Raw genomic sequence first — 26,977 nt, 5'->3', positions numbered from 1 at the left:
AGCAGACGACGCGATTCGAACTGCAATGATCATTGAGGGCTGCCAAAGTCTGGCAGCCATTCAAGACGCAGTGCGTACTTTCTCCAAACCGTACGGTTATGATCGTTATGTACTGTACTCCGCCACTTCAATGATCGATGAAATTGTAGAGCGTATCTACTGGGTGGAAGGGGACTGGTTCGGAGATGGCGAAGCTGTCGACGCTACTACCTACATTCGCCGTTGTCCGGTGACACGGCATATTTTGGAGGCGGGCGAACCGTTTTTTTGGACTAAAGCTACAGATAAAGACGCAGAGCGTTATCGCGTCGTTCGCAAACCCCAAGGAGCAGGTATCCATGGTCTGCAAATCCCGGTCTTTGGACCACGCGGATTGGAAGGTGCCATGAGCCTTGGTGGCGAAAGAATCGATGCATCTTCCAGGGCACGTCTATCGATGCATATAGTGGCGACATCTGCTTTTTTCTCAGCCCGCAGGTTGATGGAATTGCCTATGGGAGAGGAACGCGGGAGGCTTTCAAAACGCGAATGTGAGGTGCTGGCATGGACGGCTGTTGGCAGGCGTCAGGCTGACATTGCGGCCACCCTTGGCCTGTCTGTACGCACGGTAGAAAACCACCTCCGTCGAGCCCGTCACCGTCTTGGAGTGGCGACCACCGCCGAAGCTGTCAGAATAGCGATTCGTAACGGTGACATAGAGGGGTGATCCGCTCGATGAAGGAGCAGAGCCAAATGAATAAAGGGTTAGTGGCGGGTACGGGCTGATTCACCCTTAAACATCCAGCTTCCCATCAACCGTTTGATCCAGATACCCTTGTTTTTTGGGGGACGTAATTGAAAAGCTTCGACCGTATCAGCAGTCTGCATATGATGGTGGGGGCGCTGCAGGCAATCCTCGCCTACGGCCTGTTTCAATCAGCGGAGCTGGAGGTCTGGCCTGCAACCCATGCGGCGGCCTACATCCCGTTATTCATGCTGATGGTCGCTCTGCCACTGGCATTCTACTGTGCGAGTGAGGCGCCGGCAGTGCGGCGCTGGGTACTCAGCCTGGGCCTGGGGCTGCTGGCGACACTGATAGGCGTACATCAAGGGCTGACGGCCGGGGTGTCGCTCTGGCAGGCGGAGGGTTATCAGGGAGGCTGGTCACCTGCCCGCAGCAGTGGTTATTTGCAACCGACATTGGTGTTCGCTATCGCGGTGTTTCTGGTTGCCCCTGCGCTGGCCATACTGCGTGGTCGTCCACAGAGATCGGACTACCAGCGCTGGATTGATGCTCTACATCACAACGGCCTGGTTTTGCTGCAGGCCGCATTGGTGCTGGGCTTGTTCTGGGGGCTGCTGTACAGCGCTGCCGGGCTATTCGGGTTGGTGGGGCTGGCGTTTCTGGATGACCTGATAAACCAGAGCTGGTTCAGTATTCCGCTTACTACTCTGGTGTTCTCCCATGCGGTATCTGTCGCGGTGCGAACCCGCGGCGTGGCCGACTTTCTGTCTGCGCGTGCGCGTCTGCTATGTGGCTGGCTGTATCCGCTGGCGGGCTTGCTGGCCATCGGGTTTGTGTTGAGTTGGGGCGTGCAGGGGCTGGCGGGCTTGTTTGACAGCGGACATGCGGCACACCTGCTGTTCTGGTTTGTCACCTTGAACCTGTTACTGATCAACCTGGCATCGCGCGGTGGAGCAGAGCAGGGCACGCAAGCCGCCTGGCTGCGCTGGCTGATGATTGCGGGCAAGTTGGCATTGTTGCCGATGATGGTGGTGGCGGCTTATGCATTGTGGCTGCGCCTGGCGCAGTATGGGCTTACCCCTGAGCGCATCTGGGCCATGCTGGTCTGTCTGGTGCTGCTGATCATGGCTCTGGGCGCAGCCTTGGATGCACTGAACTGCCTGCGCGGCGCTGCGGCTAACCGGTTGCTGCCTGCGAGCAATATGGCGGCAACGCTGGTGGCGGTACTCGGTATTTCGCTGTTGCTTGGTGGGCCACTGGACCCACGGCGAGTCAGTGTCGACAGTCAGATGATGCGTCTGGAGACTCAACGTATCAGCGCAGCAGATTTCATTAACTTTCTGCGTTACCAGGGCGACGGGTACGGCCTGGATGTCCTGACCGAGCTGGCACGCGCGCCGGCGTCAAGTGACGACCACACGAAGCTGCTTGCGATGCTCGCCAGAAACGCCTTGGCGGGTGGGCGGCCAACAGCCGCGACGTTGGCCGAGCAAGTGCAGGCGTTGCCGCTGTTTCCGGCCGGAGCGGTGTTGCCGCCTGGGCTCGTGCAAGCGTTTGGCCGGGAGTCGGCCTTGCTGTCGTGCAATAGTAACAGCGCCTCCGGCGCCTGCCTGATCTGGGCCTTGGAGGCCTTCGCTGGCGGGCAGACAGGCTATGTGCTTCTACGCCGTGACGGCGACCACAATATGCCGTTCGGGCGCCTTTGGCTGCCGGATGCTCAAGGCCAGTGGGTTGTCTTTGGCGATCTGGGCAGCCCGCAAGATGAACGCGGGTGTCCTTTGGAGTACCGCCCGGCAGCTTTGTTCGATGCGATAGTGCAGAACAAGGTAGAATTCGCCGCCAAGCCGCAGCCCGATCTGATGATCGACGGGGTGCGCATCCCAACCAACCTCTGGCGCACTGCCGACTGCCCCGAGCCGGCTCGGTAAGTACGTTACGCGACAGGGACGTCCGAGCTTTCGCGGACCACAACAGCAACGTTATGACAAAACAACTGAGATCCATCGATATTCTTGCCCTTGGCTTTATGACCTTTGCGCTGTTTCTTGGCGCGGGCAACGTGATTTTTCCACCCGGTGCCGGGCTGGCGGCTGGGGGGCACATCTGGCCCGCAGCCTTCGGTTTTCTGATCACTGCTGTTGGGCTGCCGCTACTGACGTTGATTGCCCTGGCCCGGGTTGGCGGCGGGCTTGCCCAGCTGACTTCGCCGCTAGGGCGCGCAGCGGGCGTCACGCTCAGCGTACTGGTCTACCTGGCCATCGGCCCACTCTTTGCCACGCCGCGCACGGCGGTTGTGTCCTACGAGATAGGCGTGCTGGCGTTTGCCAACGATGGCTGGCAAGCCCTGCTGGGTTACTCGTTGATCTACTTTGCGGCGGTGATCTTCCTGGCACTGAAACCCGGTCAGTTGGTAGACCGGGTTGGTAAGTACATTACGCCCGTATTGCTGTCGGGGTTGGTGCTTCTGGGCCTGGCTGCGTTGTTTTTCCCCGCCGGGGAGATGCAGGTCGCCAGCGAGCAGTACCGTGATGCGCCAATGATTCAGGGCTTTCTCCAGGGCTACCTGACCATGGATACCTTGGGCGCGCTGGTGTTCGGCATTGTGATCACCACCGCCATTCGAGACCGCCAGGTGGCGTCAGCGCCGTTGATTACTCGCTACACGATCTTGGCCGCCATCATTGCCGCAGTCGGCCTGTCGCTGGTGTACCTGGCGCTGTTTTATTTGGGGGCCACGAGTGGCTCGCTGGTCGAATCGGGCGTCAATGGAGGACAGATTCTGGCGGCCTATGTGCAGCATCGCTTTGGCACCGCCGGCAGCGCATTGCTGGCTCTGGTGATCATTCTGGCCTGCATGACCACGGCGGTGGGCCTGTTGACCGCCTGTGGCGAGTACTTTAGCAAGCTGCTGCCGTTAAGCTACTCGGCCGTGGTCTGGGCGTTTGGTCTGTTCAGTATGCTGGTGGCAAACCAGGGCCTGGACAGCCTGATCAGCGTTTCCATCCCGGTGCTGGTGGGCCTGTATCCGCTGGCGATTGTACTGGTATCTGTCAGTCTGCTGGGTGCCGCTTGGGCGCGGCCACAGAATATGCTGCGCCCGGTCATGCTGGTGACGCTGATCTTTGGCGTAATTGACGGGCTGAAGGCAGCGGAGTTGATCAGTAGTGCAGGTGCCTGGCTGGATACACTGCCGTTGGCGGATCAGAGTCTGGGCTGGCTGCTGCCCGTCGTGGTGACCTTGCTGCTGGCTATACTGGTGGAGTATCTGCGCCACGGTAGTCTGCGGCGCTAGAGCGGGGCGCTGTGTCGCCCCTTGAATTGAACCCACTCATAGTTGGGAGCGTGAATGCTGTCGATCCCGGATGCAGGAAGTGTTTGGATCAACGTACTGGCCATTAGTTGGCTGATGCTGTGCTGGATGGGCTACACCTATTATGCATTGCGCAAGGGGCGAGATACGGCCTGCCTGGCCAGTGTGCTGCATCTGTATCGACGTGACTGGATGAACCGCCTGCTGATGCGTGAGCAGCGTATGGCCGATGCCAGCGTCATTGGCAACCTGGAGCGCAATACCTCTTTTTTTGCCTCCAGTACCTTGCTTATTCTGGCAGGTCTGATCACGGTAATGGGCGCCACCGACAAGGCAGAACTGCTGCTGCGCGAATTGCCCTTTGTCGCCAAAGTCAGTCGGGAGATCTTCGAGCTCAAGCTGCTGGTGCTGATGGCGATCTTTGTATACGCCTTCTTCACCTTTTCCTGGGGTATGCGTCAGTACAACTTTGCCTCGGTGTTGCTGGGGTCAGCGCCTCTGCTGGGCGAAAAGAATGTCACCGAAGCAGAGCGTAATGCCTATGCCGAGCGTATGGCCCGGGTGCTGTCGATGGCAGGCAACGAGTTCAATCTTGGGCTGCGGGCCTACTATTTTGCCCTGGGCACCCTGACCTGGTTCATCAATCCGTTGTTGTTCATCCTGACCAGTGCTGGCGTCGTGTTTGTGTTGTACCGCCGTGAATTCCATTCAGACGTGCTACACATCATGATGTTCAGTCCTGCGCCGATACCGCCACCGCAAATGGAGAAATTGGAATGAGTGTACCCCTGTGGAGTTTGTTTATTGCTGCCTTGATGCTGGTGTTGACCAAGGCGCCCGTAGCCGTTGCCCAGTCGCGCTCCGGTAGTGGCTACGACAACGCACATCCGCGGGCTCAACAGGCAGGGCTGACCGGCTGGGGAGCGCGCGCACTGGCCTCGCATCACAACATGATCGAGGCGTTCCCGGTGTTTGCCGCCGGGGTACTGGTCGTGCTGGTAACGGGTACCCTGGGAACGGCAGCCAATGTACTGTGCCTCGTGTTTCTGCTGAGCCGGGTGACCTATACCGCGTTGTATCTGCTCAACCTGGCCACCCTGCGTAGCCTGGTGTGGGGCGCGGGCTTTGTTGCCAGCCTCGGGTTGATGCTGTTGCCGCTACTGCGCTGAGGGGTGCGGCAACAAAAAAGGGGCATGCCTGACAGGCATGCCCCTTTTGGTGACTCGCGGATCCTTTACTCTTCCATGGCGCGCTCCATGGACTCCTTGGACTCGACCGCTGCATCCTTAATGGCTTCGCCTTTCTCTTCGACGTATTCAACAGTGCTGTCGTAAGCCTCGGTAGCGCCTTCCTTGGTGGCATCGTAGGCTTCTTCGATGTTCTGCGCAGTAGCGTCGTAGGCGTCTTGCACGCTGTCGCCAGCGGCATCAACCTTTTCCTGCATTACCTCGCCTGCGGTTTGCTCGTTGCCTGTCATTTCACGGGCTTTTTGCTCGGTGGCGTCGGCAACATCCCTAGCGGCGTCCTGCATGCTGTCCATGGCATCAGACATGGACTCACGGGCGTCTTCCATCTTGTCTTCCGGGCTCTCCTGACAGCCGGCCAACAGACCTACGCCAGCCATTAACACTACCGCTGCAGCTAGTTTTTTCATGGTGCTCTCCTTGACGATCCTAGTTGGCGATCACTCGCCTTATTGTGCTTCTTCCGCTTTTTGCTCAATCGCTTCGCCGGTGCTTTCTACTGCATCGCCAACACTGTCGACAGCATCAGACATCGACTCTTTGGCACTTTCCATTTTGTCTTCCGGCTCCTGTTGGCAACCGGCAGCGGCCAGCAGGCCAGTGGACAGCAGCAGAGCACCGACGATAGTCAGTTTACGGTTCATATGCATTCTCCTTGCAAGCGATTTATTCAGTGAGTTAGTAAGGCAACCCGCTGGCAAAGTTCCGTAAGACGCTGACTTCTGGAGTCTAGTTCACGTTCTGGGTACTATGCTCAACCTTATCGGTAACGCCCCTGGAAATCCTCGACCCATGACTGAAATTGAACAGCGCGCACGTAACTTTCTGTCTGCGTTGCGGCATTGCCAGCATCTGCAGCTGAGCGTGGAGCAGGCTGATGAGCAGGGACTTATCATCAAACTGCCGTACAGCGAGAAAATTGTCGGCAACCCGGTCACCGGTGTGATTCACGGTGGCGCCATCACCACGTTGATGGATACCTGCTGCGGTATTTCTACCGTGTGCTATCTGCCTGAATTCGAGATTTGCCCGACGCTGGATCTGCGCATCGATTACATGCATCCGGCCCAGCCCGGCAAGGCGATTTTCGGTTTTGCTGAATGCTATCGGGTCACGCCTACCGTCATTTTTACTCGCGGCATTGCCTACCAGGATGATCGTGATCAACCGATCGCCCACGTTGTTGGCACCTTTATGCGTATGGGCAAGGCTGTCGATCAGGCAGATCTCGGTCGCCAAATTGATCAGGGGGACGCATGAGTCTGACCGAGCAGCAAGTGCAGGCGATTATCAGCCGCTCCCACGAAACCGGCGATTACAGTGGCCTGGTTGCAGCCATTCCCTACGCCAGCATGATAGGCATGCAGGTGACCCGCCTTGGCAGCGAGGCGTTTTTCAGTCTGCCCAGTGCCCAGGACAACATCGGCAACCCGGTACTTCCGGCTTTGCATGGCGGGGTTATCGCGGGGTTTATGGAGCAGTCGGCCATGCTGCATCTGATGATGTTCATGAACAGTGAGGTATTCCCCAAAATCATCGATTTCTCGGTGGATTACCTGCGCGCCGGGCTGTACCGTGATACCTATGCCAGTTGTCAGGTATGGCGGCAGGGGCGACGTGTTGGCAATGTGGCCATCACCGCCTGGCAAACCCATTCCAGCGAGCCTATTGCCACCGCACGGGCTCACTTCAAGCTGGACTGAACGCACGCGTGACAGGAGTGTAGTCGGCGATGGAAGCCTTGTTGATTGTCGCTGGTCTGGTCGGATTTCTGCTCGCCTGGCTTTGGCTGGTTGCAAGTAGTTTGCGCTTGGGGAGCAGGGCGGTTCTGCTGGCCGTTTTGCTGCCGCTGGTTACTCCGTTCTTGCGTGAAACCGACTTTCCTCGGCTGCCCCGTCTGCTGATTTTGCTCTCATTGCTCTGCCTGGGCGGCGGTCTGTTTCTATTGCAGCAACAACAACCCGAGCGTTTTCAGCGTTTGCTTAGCGGCCAGTGGCAGGACCCAGCGCCGCAGGGCGAACTGCAGGGCACGCTGATGGGCCAGCCCTTTGTTCCTGATCGGGTTTACTGGCGCGGCGACCAACTGGTGTTTGCCGAGACCGTGGGCGAGCGTACCCAGCGCTCGCTGGTGGTTCGCTTTGATCGAGCCCAAGAGCTATTGCAGGGCACGGCAATCGACTTGATTCCAGGCGATGACGGCCCCTGGCCGGAAATGGTCATCCAGTGGTACACAGGCGCCTTGTCAGCGCCGGGGCTGCGCCGCATCGCCGCTGGCTATAGCCTGAGCCTGTCGCTTAGCCCTCAGGGCAATGGCAGCGCGGATCTGGTGGTGCATCTGCTTTTGCCTGCCGAACATCGCACCTGGCTGGGCGGCCGCGTCCGCCTGAACGAGCGCCCAACCTGGCTGGGCCGCACACGGCAGAGCAACCAGGTTCTGCCGCCTGCGCCGGAGCCACTCCCAGCACCGGTCACGCCGCAGGGCTGGCAGGAGGTGAGCCTGCTTGCGCTGCTGGATGAGCCGGAGCACTTCGTTGGCCAGCGACTGCGTCTGGTTACCATCGCTGGGCGCGAATATGAAGGTGTGCTCAAGGCAGTAACCACCGAACGACGTTTGGTGCTGAGCCTGCCGCAAGGCGCTAACCAGGTCGACTTTCAGTTCCAGCCACCGGACATTGCACTGATCGAGACCTGGCCCCGGGGTTGAGGCCGTCGGCGATATTGTGCAGTCAATTCTGTGCAGGGCCTTGAAAACACATCGATTGTCCCCATTTCTGCTGCATTGCCAGCTTCTGCTGGTGTGCCCTGAACAGCATCAAATGGAGACGCTTCGTTATGACCGTGGACGCTCATAAGGAAACCCTGGGATTCCAGACCGAGGTAAAGCAGCTGCTGCACCTCATGATTCACTCGATGTACTCGAACAAGGAGATCTTCCTTCGAGAACTGATTTCCAACGCCTCGGATGCCTCCGACAAGTTGCGCTTCGAAGCCATCGCCCAGCCGCAGTTGCTGGAAGATCAGCCAGAGCTGCGTATCCGCGTCAGTGCCGACAGCAAGGCCAATACCCTGACCATCGAGGACAACGGCATCGGTATGTCCCGTCAGGAGGTCATTGACCACCTGGGCACCATTGCCAAATCCGGTACCGCAGCTTTCATGCAGCAGCTGACCGGGGATCAGAAAAAGGATTCTCAACTGATCGGTCAGTTTGGTGTGGGCTTCTACAGCGCCTTTATCGTCGCGGACCGCGTTGAAGTGTTTACCCGCCGCGCGGGTCTCGCCGCCGCTGAGGGTGTGCACTGGGAGTCGGCCGGTGAGGGTGACTTCACCATCGCCACCGTCGACAAGCCCGAGCGCGGAACCCGCATCGTGCTGCACCTCAAGGCCGCCGAGAGCGAGTTTGCCGATACCTTCCGTCTGCGTAACGTCATCACCAAGTATTCCGATCACATTTCCCTGCCCATTGAGCTGCCCAAGCAGGCATCGGCCGATGAGCAAGAGGCCGCAGCCGAGACCGAGTGGGAGAGCGTCAACCGCGCCAGCGCGCTCTGGACCCGCCCGCGTACCGAGGTCAAGGATGAGGAGTACAAGGAGTTCTACAAGCACGTTGCTCATGACTTTGAAGACCCGCTGAGCTGGAGCCACAACAAGGTCGAAGGCAAGCTGGAATACACCAGCCTGCTGTATGTGCCGGGCCGTGCGCCGTTTGACCTGTACCAGCGTGAGGCGCCACGTGGGCTCAAGCTCTATGTGCAGCGTGTGTTCATCATGGACGACGCCGAGCAGTTCCTACCGCTGTATCTGCGCTTTATCAAGGGCGTGGTGGACTCCAACGATCTGTCGCTGAACGTCTCGCGCGAGATCCTGCAGAAGGACCCGGCAATCGACAGCATGAAGTCCGCGCTGACCAAGCGCGTGCTGGACATGCTGGAGAAAATGGCGAAGAAGGAGCCCGAACAGTACGCGACCTTCTGGAAGGCCTTTGGCAGCGTCATGAAGGAAGGCCCGGCCGAGGACTACTCAAACCGCGAGAAGATTGCCGGCCTGTTGCGTTTTGCCTCCACCGCGCAGAACGATGACAGCGAAGTGGTCAGCCTGGACGCGTATCTGGAACGCATGGTCGAAGGTCAGGACAAGATCTACTACCTCACCGGCGAGCGTTATGCGCAGGTCAAGAACAGCCCGCACCTGGAAATCTTCCGCAAGAAGGGCATCGAAGTGCTGCTGCTGACCGACCGCATCGACGAGTGGCTGATGAGCCACCTGACCGAGTATCAAGGCAAGCAGTTTGTCGATATCGCCCGTGGCGATCTGGATTTGGGCACGCTGGAAGGCGACGAGGACAAGCAGGAACAGGAAAAGGCCGCCGAAGCCAAGGCCGATCTGGTCAAGCGCATTCAGGAAGCACTCAAGGAGCAGCTGCAGGAAGTGCGCGTGTCGCACCGCCTGACTGACTCCCCGGCGGTGCTGGTCATCAACGAGGACGATATGGGGCTGCAAATGCGCCGCATCCTTGAGGCCAGCGGTCAGAAGGCGCCGGAAAGCAAGCCCATCCTGGAGATCAACCCGTCTCATCCGTTGCTGGACAAGCTCGACAGCGAGCAGGACGAAGATCGCTTTGCCGATCTGAGTCACATCCTGTTCGACCAGGCCGCACTGGCCGCAGGCGAGGCGCTGCAGGATCCGGGTGCCTATGTACGCCGCCTCAATGCGCTGCTGGTTGAACTGAGCCGTTAAGCTGCCAGCCTGCTTTAAAGCGTGAACAAAAATGCCTGCCTTGTGCAGGCATTTTTGATTCTGGCGCTGTTGGTTTTTTATCTAGGGTTTTGCAGATTTCCTTTGGTCTCAGATGCCCATGAGTGTCATAGAGAAACCAGATACTACGCTGCTGACAAGAGCGATGATTGCGCTTTGGCCAAAGCTGGTACCCAGCGCGATGCTGAACCCGGCGATGTAGGCAACAAAGAACAAGCCAATGCATAGCAGTATAGACAGGCCGCCAACGCCGGCGAGGGTGCTGCCGACTAAGCCCATGAAGGCAAGGATGGCAAAAACGGTGGAAAGACCAACGGCTTTTAGCGCGTCCAGAAAGCCGACATCGTTATGAGTGATCAATTTTGTCGAAACCTTGATTAACAAGGTAGTCGCGACAACGCTAATCAAGAACGCGACTGTCGTTTCTATTGGCGCAATGGCTGCGAAAAAAATGAAGGCAAGAACCAGCAAGAAAACAAGCATGTGTCATCCCTGTAGACGAGTTCAGCAGCATCCTATGCTGAGGTTTTATTAACGGTGGCGTCGCAGCGTTAGGTCTATCCGACCGACGGTTGACGCCGGGAGGTAATGCCATACGCACAACATTACGTGTGGGCATATGCTGCGGCTGACCGCTCGCGATGGCATAGCCAAGGAAGTTGGTCGCTTATCAAACGAAAGCGAGTGTACTGGCAGGCCCTAGCGTTGCCAAGGCTCCATTAGGTGATGGCATTCACGTGGAGAGTATTCTGGCGCCGGGGAAAATGAACAGTCTTTCGGTACCGGGTGCAGATGATCTGGGCGTACCAATCCTTATCGGGGGGGCAGTTAAACCTGTGCAAGGCTGGCGTATGCTGATGCGCCGGGCGTTGGCATTCTGAGATGGCGCTATGCTGGAAGGGCACTTTATGGCGGAGGCAACGATGAAGCACATATTGGGGGGCGTGGTGATAAGTACGCTGGCGGGCCTGGTTCAAGCGCAGATCAAGGTCGAGCAGGTGGACTACGAGATTGATGGCAAAGCCTTTGAGGGGCGTCTGGTGTACGACGCCAGCGTGCAAGCGCCGCGGGCCGGTGTGCTGATGGTGCCCAACTGGATGGGGGTAACGGACGCTGCGGTAGAGAAGGCGAGCAAGGTGGCGGGCTCAGATTATGTGGTGTTTGTGGTGGACATGTACGGCCGTGACATTCGCCCGGCCAACGCGGAGGAGGCCGGCGCCGCTGCCAGCACGGTGCGCGATGACCGGGCGTTGATGCGGACGCGGGTGAATGCCGGGCTGGAGCTGTTGGCCAGCCAGACACGGGCGCCGGTTGCCAGCGATCAGTTGGTTGCCATCGGCTTCTGTTTTGGCGGTGGTTCGGTGCTGGAGTTGGCGCGTTCGGGTGCCGAGCTTAAGGGCGTGGTGTCTTTCCACGGCAATCTGGACACTCCCAACCCAGCCGATGCTACCAATATTAAGACGCCGATCCTGGTGTTGCACGGGGCAGACGACCCCTTTGTGCCTGACCAGCAGGTTGCCGACTTTCAGGCCGAGATGCGCGGCGCAGGCGTAGACTGGCAGCTAATCAGCTACGGTGGCGCGGTACATTCCTTCTCCGACCCGTACGCCAGCATGCCGGGCAAGGCTGAGTATCATCCAGTGGTGGCCAAGCGCAGTATTGCCGCGATGCAGCAGTTTTTTGATGAGGTACTGAGCACCGAAGAATAACGGTTGGCTGTGGGGCATCATCGACACCGGTGATGGTGACCCACAGGTCACCGAGGCTGGGCATAATGCGGTAACCCGCTTCGCGGGGTAATAACAACAAGACACAATGGAGATGGGCATGTCGCAACCTGAACAACCGGGCTGGCGTTGGGGGCCTTTTACCTTTCGTTTGCCGTTTTATCACTCCAAACTCTGTTGGCCCGAACTGGTTCAGGGGCTGCTGATTGCCGCCGCCACGGGCCTGTCGCTGGTGCCCCTGATGACCAGCTTCTTCGGCCTGACTTTTGAAGAGGCGGTAGCCATCTCCATGATCCATTCGGCATTGATTGGCTCCGCCATCATTGTCTTTGGCGAGCCCTATGCGCCGGGCTGGATCACGCCCGCGCTGCCGCTGGTGCTCGCGTTTGTACTGGGCGGTTATGAAGCACCCGATGCGCGCTTTCAGGCGATGGCGGCGATTTCGCTGGACTTTGCCTTGTTGCTGTTTTTGCTAGGTATCACCGGCTTGGGCAAGCGCTTTATCCTCTGGCTGCCAGACACGCTAAAGGCGGGCATTATTCTTGGTGCGGCTATTGCGGCGCTTAAGCGGGTGTTCGTTGACGATGCCGAGCGTTTTCTGCTGCAGCAGCCGATCAGCACCACCATCGCCTGTGCCGTATGCCTGATCTTCGCCTTCAGCATTCCCATGGCCAAGTTGAAGGAAAAGTACCGCTTCTTCGCCTTGCTTGGCGCGCTGGGGCTGCTGCCCGGCTTTGTGCTGGCCGGTATTATCGGGCCGATGGTGGGAGAGGTGAGCTACGACATTCAGTGGGGCATTCTGATCCCGCCGCTAGGTGACGCCTGGGCCAAGGTCTCACCCTTTGCCATTGGCTGGCCAAGCATGGAAATGTTTATCCAGGGCATGCCGTTGGCGCTGATAACCTACGTGATTCTGTTTGGCGATCTGGTCACCGGTAACGAGGTTATCCGCGAAGGGCTAGAGACTCGCCAGGACGAGCACATCGACATTAATCCGACCCGCTCGCACATCTCGCTAGCCATCCGTAATGCGTTGATGGGCATCAGTGCGCCGTTCTTCCCGACCCAGGGCGCGCTCTGGACTGGGGTACACGTGATCATCATGCAGCGCTGGAAACAGGGCAAACAGGCCATGGACAGCATTCACAGCGGCCTGGCGTCTTATTACCTGATGGGGCTGCCGATTCTGTTCTTCCTGCTGCCGCTGCTGACTGGGCTCAAGCCGCTGCTGGGCATTGCGCTATCGCTGACGCTGGTGCTGACGGGGTTTGCTTGTGCCTATATCGCCATGGCCATCCCGAAAAACAACACCTCCCGCGGCGCAGTGGTACTCATTGGCGCCTCGCTGGCGTTCTTCGAACCCTGGGTCGGTCTGGTGATTGGCATTCTGGCGACCCTGGTGCTGGTGGGATGGGACCGCAACGTCGATCCGATTCCCCACGAAGATTGAGCATCCGGCAAGCCGGCCCTCCGCCGGCTTGCCGGTCATGTTGCCCAGGATTCATCTGCTGAATCTCCCTTGTCGCCGCGCTTCCAAGCGGCGAACAATGGCAGCCCGTACGAACGATGATAAGGAACAGCAATGAGCAGTGTAATCGAGCGGTGGCACAAGGTTGTTGAGGCGCAAGACCCACGCGGTCTGGCGGATCTGCTGGCGGACGAGGTGGTGTTTCATTCTCCGGTGGTGCACACCCCGCAGGTGGGTAAGGCGATCACTACCCTGTACCTGTCGGCCGCATTCAAAACGTTGAACGCACCGGGGCACTTCAAGTACCTGCGAGAGGTCGTCGATGGCAACAACGCGGTGCTGGAATTTCAAACCGAGATCGACGGTATCACCATCAACGGCATCGACATGATCCAGTGGAACGACGCCGGCAAAATCGTCGATTTCAAGGTCATGGTACGCCCGCTGAAAGCAGTCAACGCCATTCACGCGGCCATGGGCCGCATGCTGGACGCGCTCAAGCCCGCCAAGGCCTGAGCTGGTTATTGCCGGCGCGCTGCCCCTGGCGCGCCTTATCCTGCAAGTTGGTTTGGCTCGGCGCCAGCTTGAGCCAGCGCGGCAGCATTGACCACCTCACCAATCACCAGTACCGCCGGGCTTTTCAGCCTGAACTCGGCGGCGGCAGTGCACAGGTTGTGCAGTTTGCAGCTCTGCTGACGCTGGTTTGGTGAGCTGGCGTTTTCGATCATGGCGACTGGCATGTCGGCGGGCATGCCGCCGGCCAGCAGGCCCTGCTGAATTTGCTGCAAGCGGGCGACGCCCATGTAGACCACCAGGGTGGTGCCGCCGGCGGCGAGGCCGGCCCAGTTGAGTTCACTGTCGTCTTGGGTGTGGGCGGTGACCAGGGTGACGCCGCGGCTGACGCCGCGCAGCGTGAGCGGGATATCACACTGGGTAGCACCGGCCAGCCCGGCGGTAATGCCGTTGACGATCCCAGCTTCAACACCACGCTCACGCAACCATTGCACCTCTTCACCGGCGCGACCAAAGATGCAGGGGTCGCCGCCTTTCAGGCGCACCAGGCGTTTGCCCTGCCGGCCGTAGCGCAGCATCAGTCGGTTGATAAAGGCTTGTGGAGTGGAGCGACAGCCGCCACGTTTGCCTACGCGAATCAGCCGTGCTTGCGGGCAGTGTTGCAGGATCTCGGGGTTGACCAGGTCGTCCACCATGACGATCTCGGCTTCCGCCAATAGGCGCGCGGCCTTGAGGGTGAGGAGTTCCGGGTCGCCGGGGCCAGCGCCAATCAGCCATACGTTTGGTGTGCTGTTCATCTGTTTCTCCTGCATCAGGCGGGGACTGCGGTCTTGGCCAGCAGTTGTTTTATTTCCGGAACGCAGGAGCCGCACTGGGTGCCGCAACCGAGTTCGCGCTTCAAATCGTCCAGCTGCATGCCTTGCTCGATGCCGGCACAGATGCGGCTTTGGCTGACGTTCATGCAGTTGCAAGTGGTTTTGTCCGTGGCGGCGGCGCTGACACCCGGCGGGGTGGCGACCGGGGCCAGCAACCAACGGCGCAGGTCGGTAATGTCATCGGCGTCTTGCCAGAGTTTGCGCAGCCAGTCGCGGGCCAGGGTCTCGCCGCTGAGGCGCAGGGCAATGATGCGCTGGCCATCGAGTGCGATGCGTTTGCTGATCTGCCGCGCGCTGTCTTCCAGGCTCAGTGCCTGTGGGCTGTCGAGTTCGCAAGCCTGATCCAGCTGACGCAGCAGGGCGGCGTCGGGCGCCTGGGTGGCGGCGGCGCGCAGCAGAACCGCAGGGCGGTCGCGGCCAACCAGGCCAATGCTCAGGTAGTCGAAGGATTCTGCTAGCTCGCGCAGGCGGGCAAAGCGTTGTTGTACATCACCTTCCACCAATACAAACAGCTGCCAGGGGAGTTCTGCGCGGACCACCTGCACGGCGGCCTGTTTGAGCTCGGGTTGCTTGGACAGCGGGTCGTGGTTGCTGAGGGTCAGGCGGTTGCTGCCCAGGCCCTTGAGAAAACGGTTGCCCCAGTGCATCGGCAAAAAGCTTTCGCCGGGGCGCAGCTGGCTGTCGGCTTGCACTGGCAAAATCAAGCTGCCGCGTCGACTGCTAAGAGTCACCAGGTCGTCCTCGGTTAGCCCGCGTTGCTGCATGTCCTGCGGGTGCATGGCCAACTGGGCGCGTTCCACGTGACCGAACAGCTGGGCGGCGGTGCCGGTGCGGCTCATGCCGTGCCACTGGTCGCGCAGGCGGCCGGTGTTGAGCACCAGCGGATAGTCGCGGTCGGCCGGTTCACTGAGTGGGCGATGGGGCTCGGTAACAAAACGCGCGCGGCCGTCGGCGGTAGCAAAGTGGCCATCGGCATACAGCCGCGCGGTGCCCTGGCGACTGCCAGCCGGGAAGGGCCATTGCTGCGGGCCCAGTTCGTCGATCAGTGCATGGCTCAGCCCGCTGTAGTCGAGGTCGCGGCCGGCCGTCAGCCCCTTGTATTCGTCGAACAGCTCGGCTGGCCGGGCAAAGGCAAACTGGCTGGGGTGCCCGGGGCGCAATTTTTGCTCCAGCCTGCGGGCGAAGTCGCAGACGATATCCCAGTCGCCACGGGCGCTGCCGGGGGCGGGAATGGCGGGGCGCACGTGACTGATGCGCCGCTCGGAATTGGTCACGCTGCCTTCCTTCTCGCCCCAACTGGCGGCGGGTAGCAGCAGGTCGGCATAGTGACAGGTCTCGGTGGTGCTGAAGGCTTCCTGCACTATGACAAAGGGGCACAGGCTGAGCGCCTGATGGATCAACTGTTGGTCCGGCATGGATTGGGCCGGGTTGGTACAGGCGATCCACAGGGCCTTGATACGACCATCGCGCACCGCCTCGAATAGCTCGATGGCGCTCAGGCCGGGTTGCTCCGGCAGGCCGGCTACGCCCCAGTAGTCAGCGACCTCGCGGCGATGCTCGGCATTGGCGGCGTCACGGTGGCCCGGCAGCAGGTTGGACAGGCTGCCGGTTTCGCGGCCGCCCATGGCGTTGGGCTGGCCGGTCAGCGAGAAGGGGCCGGCGCCGACCTTGCCGATCTGACCGGTGGCCAGGTGCAGGTTGATCAGCGCGTTGTTCTTGGCGCTGCCGGCGCTGGACTGGTTGAGCCCCATGCACCAGAGCGAGAGAAAGCTGTCGGCGCTGCCGATCAGCTCAGCCGCCTGGCGCAGGTCCGCTTCATTAATATCGCACAGGGCGGCGACGCGGGCTGGCGGGTAGTCTGCCACCAGTGTCTGCAGCGCCTCGAAGCCGTCGGTATGGGCTTCGATAAAGGCGTGGTCTACCTGGCCATTTTCCAGCAGCAGATGTAGCAGGCCGTGAAACAGTGCGACGTCGCTGCCGGGGCGCAGCGGCAGATGCAGGTCGGCGACGTCGCAGGTCTCGGTGCGGCGTGGGTCGATCACGATAATTTTCTGCGCCGGATTAGCCTCGCGCGCGGCTTCCAGCCGGCGGAACAGTACCGGGTGGGCGTAGGCCATGTTGCTGCCGGCAATCAGCAGGCAGTTGCTCTGCTCGATGTCTTCGTAAGAGCAGGGCGGTGCATCGGCGCCGAGACTGCGCTTGTAGCCGACGACCGCGCTGGACATGCACAGGCGCGAGTTGCTGTCGATGTTGTTGGTGCCGATCAGCGCCCGGGCCAATTTGTTGAAGCTGTAGTAGTCCTCGGTCAGCAACTGGCCGGAGATATAGAAGGCCACGCTGTCGGGGCCGTGCTCAGCAATGGTGCGCGCAAACACCTCCGCCGCGTGACCCAGGGCGCTGTCCCAATCAGTGCGGCTGCGCGCCATGCTTTTACCTAGACGCAGTTCCGGTTGCAGGGCGCGGGCCGCCAGGTCGCCGGTCAGGTGCAGGGTGGAGCCCTTGCTGCACAGGCGGCCGAGGTTGGCCGGGTGCGCCGGGTCGCCCTTGACGTTGTGGATGCGTTGGCCGTCGTGCTCGATCAGCACGCCACAGCCAACGCCGCAGTAGCAGCAGGTGGAGGCGGTTTGCTTCATGAGGCCAGCCTCCGCTCGGCCACTGGCTGCAGCGTCTCGGGCTGAGGCTCATGTGCGCTAGTGGCTAGGGCTCGGCCGAACATCAGAAAATCACGCTGCGCGCCAATGCGCTGACCGCTGCGCACCAGGTTGAAGTACCAGCTGCCCTCGCGGGTGTCCCCGTACAGGCAAGCGCCAACCAGTACGTCATCGCGGATCACCAGTTTGCGGTAACTGCCGCTCTGCGGGTCGCGCAGGGTGACGATGTCGCAACTGTCGTCCCCCATAAAGTCGCCGGCTGAGAACAGGTCGATGCCGGTTACCTTGAGTTTGGTCGAGGTGACGGACCCCAGATAGCGGCCGTATCCCAGCATTGCCAGATGGTTGGCGCAGACCTTGGCCTGTTCGAACAGCGGTGCCACCAGCCCATAGGCTACGCCTCGGTGCTGCGCGCACTCGCCGATGGCGTACACGCGCGGATCGAAGGTTTGCAGCGTGTCGTCGACCAGAATGCCGCGATCACAGGCCAACCCTGCGTCGGCGGCGATATCCGTGGCTGGGCGGATGCCGGCAGCCATAACCACCAGGTCGGCAGGAATCTGCTCGCCATGCTTGAAGGCAACGGCGCAGACACGGCCTGTGCTGTCGCCCAGTAGGCGCTCGGTGTGGTGTTGTAGTGCAAAGCGGATGCCCCGCGACTCTAGCGCCTGCTGCAGCAGGTGGCCGGCGGTTTCATCCAGTTGGCGGTCCAGCAGCCATTTGCCTACGTGCACCACGGTGACGTCCATGCCGCGCTGGCGTAGGCCGTTGGCTGCTTCAAGCCCTAGCAGGCCGCCGCCGATCACCACAGCGTGGCGGTGGGTGCGAGCGGTTTTCATCATCTGTTGGGTGTTGCTGATATCGCGGTAACCGATCACGCCGTGTAGGTCGTTGCCAGGCACGGGCAGGATAAAAGGGTTGGAGCCTGTGGCCAGTAGCAGGCGATCGTACTCCGCCTCGGTGCCGTCTTCGGTAATCACCCTGCGCGCCGCGCGATTGATGCGGGCTACTCGCTTGCCCAGGTGCAGGGTGATGTTGTGCTCGCGGTACCAGTCAAGATCGTTCAGTACGATGTCATTGAAGTCCTGTTCGCCGGCCAGTACGGGCGACAGCATGATGCGGTTGTAGTTGGGGTGAGGCTCTGCGCCGAAGACCGTGATGTCGTACAGATCAGGCGCCAGCTTCAGCAGCTCTTCGAGGGTACGAACGCCTGCCATGCCATTGCCGATCAGCACCAGTTTCAGTTTTCGCATCGTGTGGCGCTCCCTAAGGGCGGAAAACAGAAAAGGCGCCCCTGCCGCGAGAGCAGCAGGGACGCCTTTGTCCGGAAAAACTATGTGAGACGGCGCTAATCGTTAAGCCGGCCGCCTGTTGTTATTTCGTTTAATGCAGGCGGCGTGCCAAGAGTGTTTTTATATTTAAATCATGCGCTTAAGTGCACTTTATGAGAAAGAATTAAAGTCTTTTTGCCCAATCATGTGGCGCGGTGCACTGCGGTGGGGCAGTCACCGTTGGCTCGACACTCAGGGCGCTAGCCATTGCACCAGCAGTACCAGATTGGCTGTCAGTGATGCGGCTGCCAGCCAACGCCAGAATGCCAGCGGATTGCGCTCCAGCAGGGGTTGGCTGCGGGTTAGCAGCGGGCGTTGTTCGCCTTGCTCCATCTCCAACAGCCACTGTTCCGCCGTTTCAATGCGCTGGGCCGGCTCTCTGGCAACGGCGCGCAATAACAGATCGTCCAGCCAGGGTGGGATGTCCGGGCGGTAGCGGCTGGCTGGTGTAGGCTGTGTGAAGCGCGGGCGCTGGAAGGCTTCGACTTCGCCGTAGGGGTAGTGCCCGGTCAGCAGATAATAGAGGGTAACGCCGCAGGCGTAGATGTCCTGCGCTGGGGTTGGCGTTGCACCGGCAAGCGTTTCTGGCGCCATGTAGCTAGGCGTGCCGGCCGCGCTGATGCGGTCGCCAGCGGACAAGCCGGGGCAGTAGCAGAGCCCAAAGTCCAGCAAGCGCAGGCGCTCGTCATCGCCCAGCAGCAGGTTTTCCGGCTTGATGTCACAATGGATCAGGTTACGCTGGTGCAGCTTGCCCACGGCGCGCAAGAGCTGGGTCGCTAGCGTTCTGCAGGCGGCAATGCTCATCAGTCCGTGCTGCCGCTTGCGTGCCTCCAGGGTCTGGCCCGGGTGTTCGCGCATGACGTAGTAGAGGTGTCGGCGCTGTGGCAGCGGGTGCAGTTCCGGGGTGAAGTCACCGGCCACCCGCTGCAGAAACCACTCTTCCAACACCAGTGCCTGGCGGGCGGCCTCATCATCGTGCAGGGCGGCGGGTAGCGTCTTTAGCAGCCAGGTCTGCTGCAGCGGGTCGCGCACCCGGTAGATCATCGATTGGCGAGACTCGCCTCGTAGACTGACGACATCCCAGCCTTCAAAGGCTTGTCCGGCCTGCAGGCGCGGCGGCAGGGCCCGTTCATCAAGTGGCGCCAGCGCCTCGCCCAAGGTGCTGTCGGGCAAGGCATCGACCCGTACCAAGAGGGCGCTGGCATTGTCCTGACTGCCGCGTTGCCAGGCCAGCTCGAGCAGCCGCTGACACTGCTGCTCGAAGGGGTGCTGCTGCAAGCTACCTTGAATGTCGGCGTCGGTCAGTGCGGCCCAAACGCCATCACTGACAATCAGGAACTGGTCTCCGAGGTGCAGGGCACCGTCGCTGTAGTCCATCAGCAGGTGCTCATCCAGGCCCATGGCGCGCTTGAGCACATGATCCATACCCGGGTGCTCCCACACGTGCTCGCTGGTCAGCTGCCGCAATTTGCCTTCGCGCAGAAGATAGGCGCGACAATCACCTACGTGCGCCAGACAGTAACGGCGTCCGCGCAGGATCAGGGCGGTCAGTGTGGTCAGCAAGGGTTGCCCGCCGCCGTTGGCACGAAGCCAGCGGTTGTGTGCGGTCAGCAGCTTGTCCAGTGCCTGCGCAATGGCCCAGGTTTCCGGCGTGGAGTAGTAGTCCAGGGCCAACGCCTGTACCGTCGTCTGAGCCGCCAGGGCACCGTCGGCACACTGGGTGACGCCGTCGGCAACGGCGAGCAGGTGGCCCTTGCTGGTGGCCAGCTGGGGCACTGGGGTGACCACGCGCAGGGCGTCCTGATTCTCCTGTCGTGGGCCCTTGTCGCTCGCCTCGCAGATGCTAAGTTGCAGCGTCATATTGTCAGACCCGCGCTGCGGTCATGCTGGACGCGCCCCAGGTGGTGCGCCAGCGGCGTTTGACGTTGTACAGACCAAACCATGCAAGCAGGCCGAGTGAGGCAAACAGCCAGAGGCCGAGTTGATAGTCGCCAGAATGCTGCTTGATGGCGCCCAGGCCCGCCGCCAGGATAAAGCCACCCACGCCGCCGGCCATGCCGATGAGCCCGGTCATCACACCAATCTCGCGGAAAAAGCGCTGCGGAACCAGTTGAAACACCGCGCCATTGCCCGTGCCCAAGCCAAGCATGGCGGCTACAAAGAAGGCGAGTGCAGCCCAGGAACTGGGCAAGTTAAAGCCGACAATGACAATACATACCGCGGCAATGCCATACATGTACAGCAGCGCGCGGATACCACCGATACGGTCAGCCAGCGCGCCGCCGAGTGGGCGCATCAGGCTGCCGGCCATCACGCAGGCGGCGGTGTAGTAACCCGCAGTCACCGGGTTGAGGCCGTACTGGTCGCTGAAATAGCCGGGCAGGGCGCTGGCCAGGCCGATAAAGCCGCCAAAGGTGACGCTGTAAAAGAACATGAACCACCAGCTGTCGACGTCACGCAGCGCGCGGGCATAGTCTGCCAGTGCCTTGGGTGCCGAGCGACTGGGGGCGTTGCGGGCCAGCAGCATAAAAACGATCAGCGCGATGCCGAGCGGAATCAAGGCCAGGCCAAACACGTTCTGCCAGCCGAACAGGTGTGCGAGGCCCGGCGCGAAGACCGCAGCCATGACGGTGCCCGAGTTGCCGGCGCCGGCGATGCCCATGGCCTTGCCCTGATGCTCGGGCGGGTACCATTGCGAGGCCAGCGGCAGCGCCACGGCGAACGAGGCGCCGGCAAAGCCCAGGCCAAGGCCCAGCAGCAGCGTGTGCTCATAACTGCTGATGCCCAGTTGCCAGGCCAGCAGCAGTGTAATGATCACTACTACCTGGCCAATGATGCCTGCGGTTTTGGGCGACAGCCGGTCGGCCATAAAGCCTAGTACCAGGCGCAGCAGAGCGCCGGCGAGGATAGGGGTGGCGACCATGATGCCCCGTTGCTGTGCGCTCAATTCCAGATCGGTGGCAATCTGCACCGCGAGAGGGCCAAGCAGATACCAGACCATAAAGCTCAGGTCGAAGTACAAAAAAGCTGAAAACAGGGTCGGCGTGTGGCCGGCTTTCCAGAAGCTGGTGTGCATGCGGTATTCCTCTGAGAACCCTGGAGCGGCCGTCTGGCGTGCCGTGGCTCCAATTCAGGCATAAAAAAACGCCGCCGCCAGCGGTCGACCTGAGTCGGGCTGGAGGAGACGCCGTTGTCCATGTGGCGGCCTTTCGATGAGGCCGCCTACCTGAAAGCAAGCAGATATTGTGCCAGCGGTTTGGGCTGGTTGATTAAAGCGGCGTAGGTCAGCGCACAATCATGACCGATCGGCGCGACTGCTGCACGACACGCAGCGCGTTGGTTCCCAGCAGGTAATCCTCCAACCGTTTGCGTTTGTGCGACGCCATGACGATCAGGTCTACATCCACCTTCTTGGCTACGCGCAGGATGGCCTCGTAGGCCTTGCCGTCGGCGACGATGCGCTGGACCTTGACGCCCTTGGGCACGTGCTCGGCAACAAAGGCTTTGAGGTTGGCGCTGATGGTTTTCTTGGCCTTGTCCGCGTATTCGCGCGGAAAGAAGCCGCCCACCAGTGGCAGACCGAAGTCAGGCAGTACCGTGACAATATGCAGTGAGGCGTTGTAGGTCTGGCAGAAGCTGAGCGCCGTGGGCAGCGCCTTGTCCCAGGACTGTTTGTGATTCAGGTCGATCGGCAGCAGAATCTTGTTGTACATGCTCAGGCCCTCGCGCTTGAGGCGGCGGCGGGGCGCCGGCGCCATTGCAGTCCAATCACCAGCAGAAATACGGCGATGCCGGGAATCCACATCCACTCCTTGGCCCAGCGATCTACCGGGGCCAGGATTTCAACAATTTCCTGATCGAAGTCGAAACCCATATCCGCCGCCGGGCTGCCGTAGGTCACCATATCCACCAGTGTGCGCTCGCCGTCCTGCATCAGCAGCAGGCCAAGCTTGTCCAGGCGTTCGCTGCCGGTTTCTCCATCGGGCACCGGCACCAGCACAAAAAATGTACGTGGCTGGCCGATGTCGTCCTCGCCATTGACCTGAATGCGCAAATTGCTGCCTTCATCAACACGCCCCAGTGCTTGCTCCAGCTGGGCCGGCGGCACGCTGCGGTAGGGGTCGTGCAGCATGTCCATCCAGAAGCCGGGGCGAAACAGGGTAAAGGCGACCAGCAACAGCAGCAGACTCTCGTACCAGCGGCTTTTTACGACAAGCCAGCCCTGCGTGGCCGCTGCGAAGATCAGCATGGCCACGGTGGCCACCGCAAAGATCAGCAGGCCGTGCATAAAGTCCACGTCGATCAGCAGCAGGTCGGTATTGAAGATGAAGAGGAAGGGCAGCGCGGCGGTGCGCAAGCTGTAATAGAAGGCCTGAAAGCCGGTGCGGATCGGGTCGCCGCCTGATACGGCCGCAGCGGCAAAGGAGGCAAGGCCGACCGGCGGGGTCACATCCGCCATGATGCCGAAATAGAACACAAACAGGTGCACCGCAATCAGCGGCACCAGCAAGCCGCTCTGCTGGCCCAGGGTAACGATCACCGGCGCGAGCAACGCTGATACCACGATGTAGTTGGCGGTGGTCGGCAGACCCATCCCAAGAATCAGGCTGAGCACCGCTGTCAGCGCGAGCATCAGCAGCAGGTTGCCCATTGACAGGATTTCAACCAGGTCTGCCAGCACCAGGCCCACCCCGGTCTGGGAAACCGCGCCAACGATGATGCCGGCGGTCGCGGTGGCAATGCCGATACCGATCATGTTGCGTGCGCCGGCTACCAGGCCCTGCCAGAGGTCGTCCAGCCCCTGAACAACCGCAGCGCCGGTTTCACCCTGGCCGCGAAACAGCGCCATCAGCGGGCGTTGGGTAATGATAATGACGATCATCAGTACCGTGGCCCAGAAGGCAGAAAGGCCGGGTGACAGGCGCTCCACCATCAGGCACCAGATCAGCACGATCACCGGCAGAATAAAGTGCAGGCCTGACATCACCGTGGGTCTGGTCTGCGGCAGGCTGACGACCGGCGCATCGGGTTCATCCATTTCCAGTTCGGGGTAGCGAGAGCCGATTTTCAGCAGGCCAATATAGACCGCGCCCAGCGCCGCGCCGATCACCCAGCCGGCGGCGTCGCCGAGCAGGGGTTTGAGCCAGCCCAGGCCGTAGTAAACCGCAAAGGACAGCGCCATCAGCAGGATCAGCCCGGTCATAAAGCCGAGCACCTTGCGTAGCAGTGGGCGCGGCGGGTTGCTGCTCTGCAGGCCCTGCATGCCGGCTTTCACCGCCTCCAGGTGCACGATGTACACCAGCGCGATATAGGAGATCAGCGCGGGCAAAAAGGCATGTTTGATTACCTCGACGTAGGAAATGCCAACGTACTCAACCATCAAAAAGGCGGCAGCGCCCATCACTGGCGGCATGATCTGGCCGTTGACCGAGGAGGCAACCTCGACCGCGCCGGCCTTCTCGGCAGAAAAGCCGACCCGTTTCATCATCGGAATGGTGAAAGTGCCGGTGGTCACGGTGTTGGCGATGGACGACCCGGAGATTAGCCCGGTCATGCCGGAGGCGACCACGGCGGCCTTTGCCGGGCCGCCGCGATAGTGGCCCAACAGCGAAAAGGCGACCTTGATGAAATAGTTGCCGGCACCGGCCTTGTCGAGCAGCGAGCCGAACAACACGAACAGGAATACAAAACTGGTGGATACGCCCAGGGCGATACCAAATACACCCTGGGTGGTCAGCCACTGGTGGTTGATCAGCGCTTCGAGGCTGACGCCACGGTGCGCAAGAATGCCCGGCATCCAGGGGCCGGCCATGGAATACACAATAAACACCAGGGCCACGATCATCAGCGGTGGCCCAAGGGCGCGGCGAGTTGCCTCCAGCAGGAGCACCAGGCCGATAACGGCAACGATCACATCCTGCGTGATCGGACGGCCCGGCCGTGCGGCCAAGTCGGTATAGAAAATATAGAGATACGCGGCGCAAAACGCGGCCACGAGCGCCAAAACCCAGTCAATGACGGGGATGTACTCGCGCGGTGACCGCTTGAAAGCGGGGTAGGCCATAAAGCCCAGAAACACGGCGAATGCCAGATGGATCGAGCGAGACTCTGTACTGTTAAACACCCCGAAACCCAGTATGAAAGGCAAGGGCGAGGCGATCCATAGCTGGAATACGGACCAGGCTGCAGCAACACTTAGCAGCAGCTTGCGTGCGGCTCCGCTTGGCTTGCGGGCTCCGGTGTCGCTGGAGGCGACGAGGTCTTCAAGCTCGGTATTCAGATCATTGGCGTCGCTTGTCTGGCTCATGGCTGCGCGCTTCTCCTGTTTATTGGTGTTTTATCCTGAGGCGGCTCTGATAGAACGGCCGGGGCAGGCGGCTCTTGTGGAGCCACACTGCAGAGCAATGGGATGTTCAGGCGCATAAACAAAAGGGGCCGTCCAGTGGACGGCCCCTTTTTGGCGTTACATCCAGCCGCGTTCCTTGTAGTAGCGGATGGCGCCGTCATGCAGCGGAGCGGACAGACCTTCCTTGATCATTTCCTCTTCCTTGAGGGTGGCGAAGGCCGGGTGCAGGCGCTTGAAGCGGTCGAAGTTCTCGAACACCGCCTTCACGGTCTGGTACACGGTTTCTTCGTCGGTGGCGGTCGAGGCAACCAGGGTGGCGCGCACGCCGAAGGTTTCGGTGTCGTTGTCGTTACCGCGGTACAGGCCGCCGGGGATAATGGCCTTGGCGTAGTAGGGGCGCTCGCTGATCAGTTGATCGATTTCCGGGCCCGATACCGATACCAGATTGGCGTCGACCGTGGTGGTGGCTTCCTGGATCGAACCGTTCGGGTGGCCGACCACATAGACCATGGCGTCAATGTTGTTGTCGCCCAGAGCCGCTGCCTGCTCGGCGGCGCCCAGCTCGGAGGCCAGGGCCAGGTCATCCACGGTCCAGCCCAGGGCGCCCATGACCACATCCATGGTGTCGCGCTGACCGGAGCCCGGGTTGCCGATGTTCACGCGCTTGCCTTTCAGGTCTGCGACACCGGCGATGCCGGCATCCTTGCGGGCGACCACGGTCAGCGGTTCACCGTGCAGGGCGAAGAGCGCGCGCATGTCACTGTAGGCGCCATCGGCTTCAAAGCTCTGGATACCTTCGTAGGCCTTGTACTGAATGTCGGACTGCACCACACCCATGTTCATCTCGCCGCCGCGAATCGCGTTGACGTTGGCCACCGAGCCGCCGCTGGACGGCGCGTTGCAGCGAATACCGTGGTCCGCGCTGTTGCGGTTGAGCAGTCGGCACACCGACTGACCGACAACGTAGTAAACGCCAGTCTGGCCACCGGTACCGATGGTCACGAAGGTTTCGGCGGCAACAGGCGTGGCGCCCAGGGAAGCGTATCCGATGGTGGCTGAGAACAGCAGGGCAAGGGATTTGCGCATGTGAAATGACTCCTTTTTCTGATTATCAATGGTCCGGCCTCTGGCCGTAGACCACGCTACAGGCAGATAAATTCCGCCAAGCCCCGAGTGGGACGGGAACTGATCAGCGCGTGTGAACAGAGCGTTCCTGTCCTGCTGCAGAGCCGAACAGGATTACCGATTCAGTGTAGTGGATGATTTCACTTTCATTGCGACCTTAACCCCAGTGCCGCACCTGGGCAAGCAGGACGACACTGGGCTGCCGGCCGTTATTCGACCGGGGGCCAGCCGCCCATTTCACGCCAGCGGTTGACGATGGTGCAAAACAGGTCGGCGGTTTTCTCCGTGTCGTAGCGCGCGGAGTGGGCTTCGCGACCATCAAAGTCGATGCCCGCCGCACTGCAGGCCTTGGCCAGTACGGTCTGGCCGTAGGCCAGGCCGCCAAGTGTGGCGGTATCAAAGCAGGAGAAGGGGTGGAAGGGGTTGCGCTTGAGGTCGGTACGGGCGACCGCAGCGTTGAGAAACCCCAGATCGAAAAACGCGTTGTGGCCAACCAGCACGGCGCGTTTGCAGCCGGCCGATTTGATGGCCTTGCGGATCTGCTTGAAGATCTCGCCAAGCGCGTGCTCTTCGGTCACCGCCTGACGCAGGGGGTGATCGAGCTTGATACCAGTGAACTCCAGCGCGGCGGCTTCGATATTGGCGCCTTCAAACGGCTCGATACGGAAGAAACTGGTCTGGTCCGGATAGACCAGTCCGTCGTCATCCATATTGATGGTGGTAGCCGCAATCTCCAGCAGGGCGTCGGTGGCGGCGTTGAAGCCACCGGTTTCCACGTCCACCACCACCGGCAGGAAGCCTCGAAAGCGATAGGCCAGCGGCGATTTGGCCTTGCCCGAGGTCACGGGATCGCGTTCTTCATCGTCAAAGTCGAACTCGCTCACGGTATTTCCTTAACGGTTGATAAG

23 protein-coding genes and 1 pseudogene are annotated in these 26,977 nt (G+C 60.7%); 12 read left to right on the top strand and 12 right to left on the bottom strand.

What is annotated here, in order from left to right; translation table 11 throughout:
• Nucleotides 1-25 precede the first annotated feature (25 nt).
• The 5 genes from HV822_RS00705 (at nt 26) to HV822_RS00685 (ending at nt 5,203) form a co-directional block, all read left to right on the top strand.
• Nucleotides 26-706, top strand: coding sequence for a PA1136 family autoinducer-binding transcriptional regulator (locus HV822_RS00705; protein WP_238871769.1), 681 nt, complete (start codon nt 26-28; stop codon nt 704-706).
• A gap of 128 nt (nt 707-834) precedes the next feature.
• Nucleotides 835-2,652, top strand: a complete 1,818-nt coding sequence (locus HV822_RS00700) for a DUF4153 domain-containing protein (RefSeq protein WP_238871768.1) — start codon at nt 835-837, stop codon at nt 2,650-2,652.
• A 53-nt stretch (nt 2,653-2,705) separates the two neighbouring features.
• On the top strand, nt 2,706-4,016 hold the full coding sequence (gene brnQ, locus HV822_RS00695; RefSeq protein ID WP_238871767.1) for a branched-chain amino acid transport system II carrier protein: 1,311 nt from the start codon (nt 2,706-2,708) through the stop codon (nt 4,014-4,016).
• A 54-nt stretch (nt 4,017-4,070) separates the two neighbouring features.
• Nucleotides 4,071-4,814 (top strand): DUF599 domain-containing protein, encoded by a 744-nt coding sequence (locus HV822_RS00690; RefSeq protein WP_238871766.1) that lies wholly within the window; start codon nt 4,071-4,073, stop codon nt 4,812-4,814.
• On the top strand, nt 4,811-5,203 hold the full coding sequence (locus HV822_RS00685; RefSeq protein WP_238871765.1) for an MAPEG family protein: 393 nt from the start codon (nt 4,811-4,813) through the stop codon (nt 5,201-5,203). Before HV822_RS00690 ends, HV822_RS00685 begins: the two co-directional genes overlap by 4 nt.
• Nucleotides 5,204-5,268: 65 nt before the next feature.
• Here the strand turns inward: HV822_RS00685 and HV822_RS00680 are convergent, their stop codons facing one another.
• Both HV822_RS00680 and HV822_RS00675 read right to left on the bottom strand, forming a co-directional pair.
• Nucleotides 5,269-5,688: a hypothetical protein gene (locus HV822_RS00680; protein ID WP_238871764.1), complete on the bottom strand. Its 420-nt coding sequence runs from the start codon at nt 5,686-5,688 to the stop codon at nt 5,269-5,271.
• Nucleotides 5,689-5,727: 39 nt separating this feature from the next.
• Nucleotides 5,728-5,922 carry a hypothetical protein gene (locus HV822_RS00675; protein WP_238871763.1) on the bottom strand — a complete coding sequence of 65 codons (195 nt, stop codon included), beginning with the start codon at nt 5,920-5,922 and terminating at the stop codon, nt 5,728-5,730.
• A 148-nt stretch (nt 5,923-6,070) separates the two neighbouring features.
• Between HV822_RS00675 and HV822_RS00670 the strand changes: the two genes are divergently transcribed.
• The 4 genes from HV822_RS00670 to htpG all read left to right on the top strand — a co-directional run bounded on the left by HV822_RS00670 (nt 6,071) and on the right by htpG (nt 10,015).
• Nucleotides 6,071-6,538 carry a PaaI family thioesterase gene (locus tag HV822_RS00670; RefSeq protein WP_238871762.1) on the top strand — a complete coding sequence of 156 codons (468 nt, stop codon included), beginning with the start codon at nt 6,071-6,073 and terminating at the stop codon, nt 6,536-6,538.
• The gene (locus HV822_RS00665) at nt 6,535-6,981 is read left to right on the top strand and encodes a PaaI family thioesterase (protein ID WP_396264959.1); all 447 of its coding nucleotides are present in this window, start codon (nt 6,535-6,537) and stop codon (nt 6,979-6,981) included. The genes HV822_RS00670 and HV822_RS00665 overlap by 4 nt, the downstream gene beginning before the upstream one ends.
• A 29-nt stretch (nt 6,982-7,010) precedes the next feature.
• Complete coding sequence (locus tag HV822_RS00660) at nt 7,011-7,982, top strand: hypothetical protein (RefSeq protein WP_238871761.1); 972 nt, start codon at nt 7,011-7,013, stop codon at nt 7,980-7,982.
• 128 nt (nt 7,983-8,110) lie between these two features.
• Complete coding sequence (gene htpG, locus HV822_RS00655; RefSeq protein ID WP_238871760.1) at nt 8,111-10,015, top strand: molecular chaperone HtpG; 1,905 nt, start codon at nt 8,111-8,113, stop codon at nt 10,013-10,015.
• 108 nt (nt 10,016-10,123) lie between these two features.
• Here the strand turns inward: htpG and HV822_RS00650 are convergent, their stop codons facing one another.
• Nucleotides 10,124-10,516, bottom strand: a complete 393-nt coding sequence (locus HV822_RS00650; RefSeq protein ID WP_238871759.1) for a hypothetical protein — start codon at nt 10,514-10,516, stop codon at nt 10,124-10,126.
• A gap of 440 nt (nt 10,517-10,956) precedes the next feature.
• Here HV822_RS00650 and HV822_RS00645 point away from each other — a divergent pair, with 440 nt between their 5' ends.
• The 3 genes from HV822_RS00645 (at nt 10,957) to HV822_RS00635 (ending at nt 13,744) form a co-directional block, all read left to right on the top strand.
• On the top strand, nt 10,957-11,742 hold the full coding sequence (locus tag HV822_RS00645; protein ID WP_238871758.1) for a dienelactone hydrolase family protein: 786 nt from the start codon (nt 10,957-10,959) through the stop codon (nt 11,740-11,742).
• Nucleotides 11,743-11,860: 118 nt separating this feature from the next.
• The gene (locus HV822_RS00640) at nt 11,861-13,210 is read left to right on the top strand and encodes a hypothetical protein (protein WP_238871757.1); all 1,350 of its coding nucleotides are present in this window, start codon (nt 11,861-11,863) and stop codon (nt 13,208-13,210) included.
• A gap of 132 nt (nt 13,211-13,342) precedes the next feature.
• Entirely contained in the window at nt 13,343-13,744 is a 402-nt protein-coding gene (locus tag HV822_RS00635) for a nuclear transport factor 2 family protein (protein WP_238871756.1), read from the top strand.
• 35 nt (nt 13,745-13,779) lie between these two features.
• On the opposite strand, the gene cobA is transcribed toward HV822_RS00635, so the two are convergent.
• The 9 genes and pseudogenes from cobA to rnt form a co-directional block, all read right to left on the bottom strand.
• The gene (cobA, locus tag HV822_RS00630; protein ID WP_238871755.1) at nt 13,780-14,538 is read right to left on the bottom strand and encodes a uroporphyrinogen-III C-methyltransferase; all 759 of its coding nucleotides are present in this window, start codon (nt 14,536-14,538) and stop codon (nt 13,780-13,782) included.
• A gap of 14 nt (nt 14,539-14,552) precedes the next feature.
• Complete coding sequence (locus tag HV822_RS00625; RefSeq protein WP_238871754.1) at nt 14,553-17,249, bottom strand: nitrate reductase; 2,697 nt, start codon at nt 17,247-17,249, stop codon at nt 14,553-14,555.
• A gap of 29 nt (nt 17,250-17,278) precedes the next feature.
• Nucleotides 17,279-18,520, bottom strand: a pseudogene (locus HV822_RS00620) (NAD(P)/FAD-dependent oxidoreductase); the annotation flags it as partial.
• A gap of 270 nt (nt 18,521-18,790) precedes the next feature.
• Nucleotides 18,791-20,458 carry a bifunctional protein-serine/threonine kinase/phosphatase gene (locus HV822_RS00615; RefSeq protein WP_238871753.1) on the bottom strand — a complete coding sequence of 556 codons (1,668 nt, stop codon included), beginning with the start codon at nt 20,456-20,458 and terminating at the stop codon, nt 18,791-18,793.
• 4 nt (nt 20,459-20,462) lie between these two features.
• Nucleotides 20,463-21,674: a nitrate/nitrite transporter gene (locus tag HV822_RS00610; protein WP_238871752.1), complete on the bottom strand. Its 1,212-nt coding sequence runs from the start codon at nt 21,672-21,674 to the stop codon at nt 20,463-20,465.
• Between the two features lie 208 nt (nt 21,675-21,882).
• On the bottom strand, nt 21,883-22,311 hold the full coding sequence (locus tag HV822_RS00605) for a universal stress protein (RefSeq protein WP_238871751.1): 429 nt from the start codon (nt 22,309-22,311) through the stop codon (nt 21,883-21,885).
• Between the two features lie 2 nt (nt 22,312-22,313).
• Nucleotides 22,314-24,905 carry a TRAP transporter permease gene (locus HV822_RS00600; RefSeq protein ID WP_238871750.1) on the bottom strand — a complete coding sequence of 864 codons (2,592 nt, stop codon included), beginning with the start codon at nt 24,903-24,905 and terminating at the stop codon, nt 22,314-22,316.
• A 156-nt stretch (nt 24,906-25,061) separates the two neighbouring features.
• Entirely contained in the window at nt 25,062-26,030 is a 969-nt protein-coding gene (locus HV822_RS00595) for a TAXI family TRAP transporter solute-binding subunit (RefSeq protein ID WP_238871749.1), read from the bottom strand.
• A 248-nt stretch (nt 26,031-26,278) separates the two neighbouring features.
• Nucleotides 26,279-26,953, bottom strand: a complete 675-nt coding sequence (gene rnt, locus HV822_RS00590; RefSeq protein WP_238871748.1) for a ribonuclease T — start codon at nt 26,951-26,953, stop codon at nt 26,279-26,281.
• Nucleotides 26,954-26,977 lie beyond the last annotated feature (24 nt).

It is taken from the genome of Halopseudomonas maritima (genome assembly GCF_021545785.1).
In the GTDB taxonomy this organism is placed as follows: Bacteria; Pseudomonadota; Gammaproteobacteria; order Pseudomonadales; family Pseudomonadaceae; genus Halopseudomonas; species Halopseudomonas maritima.
The sequence above is the reverse complement of the archived record's forward strand: the minus strand, read 5'-3'. Positions and strand labels throughout refer to the sequence as shown.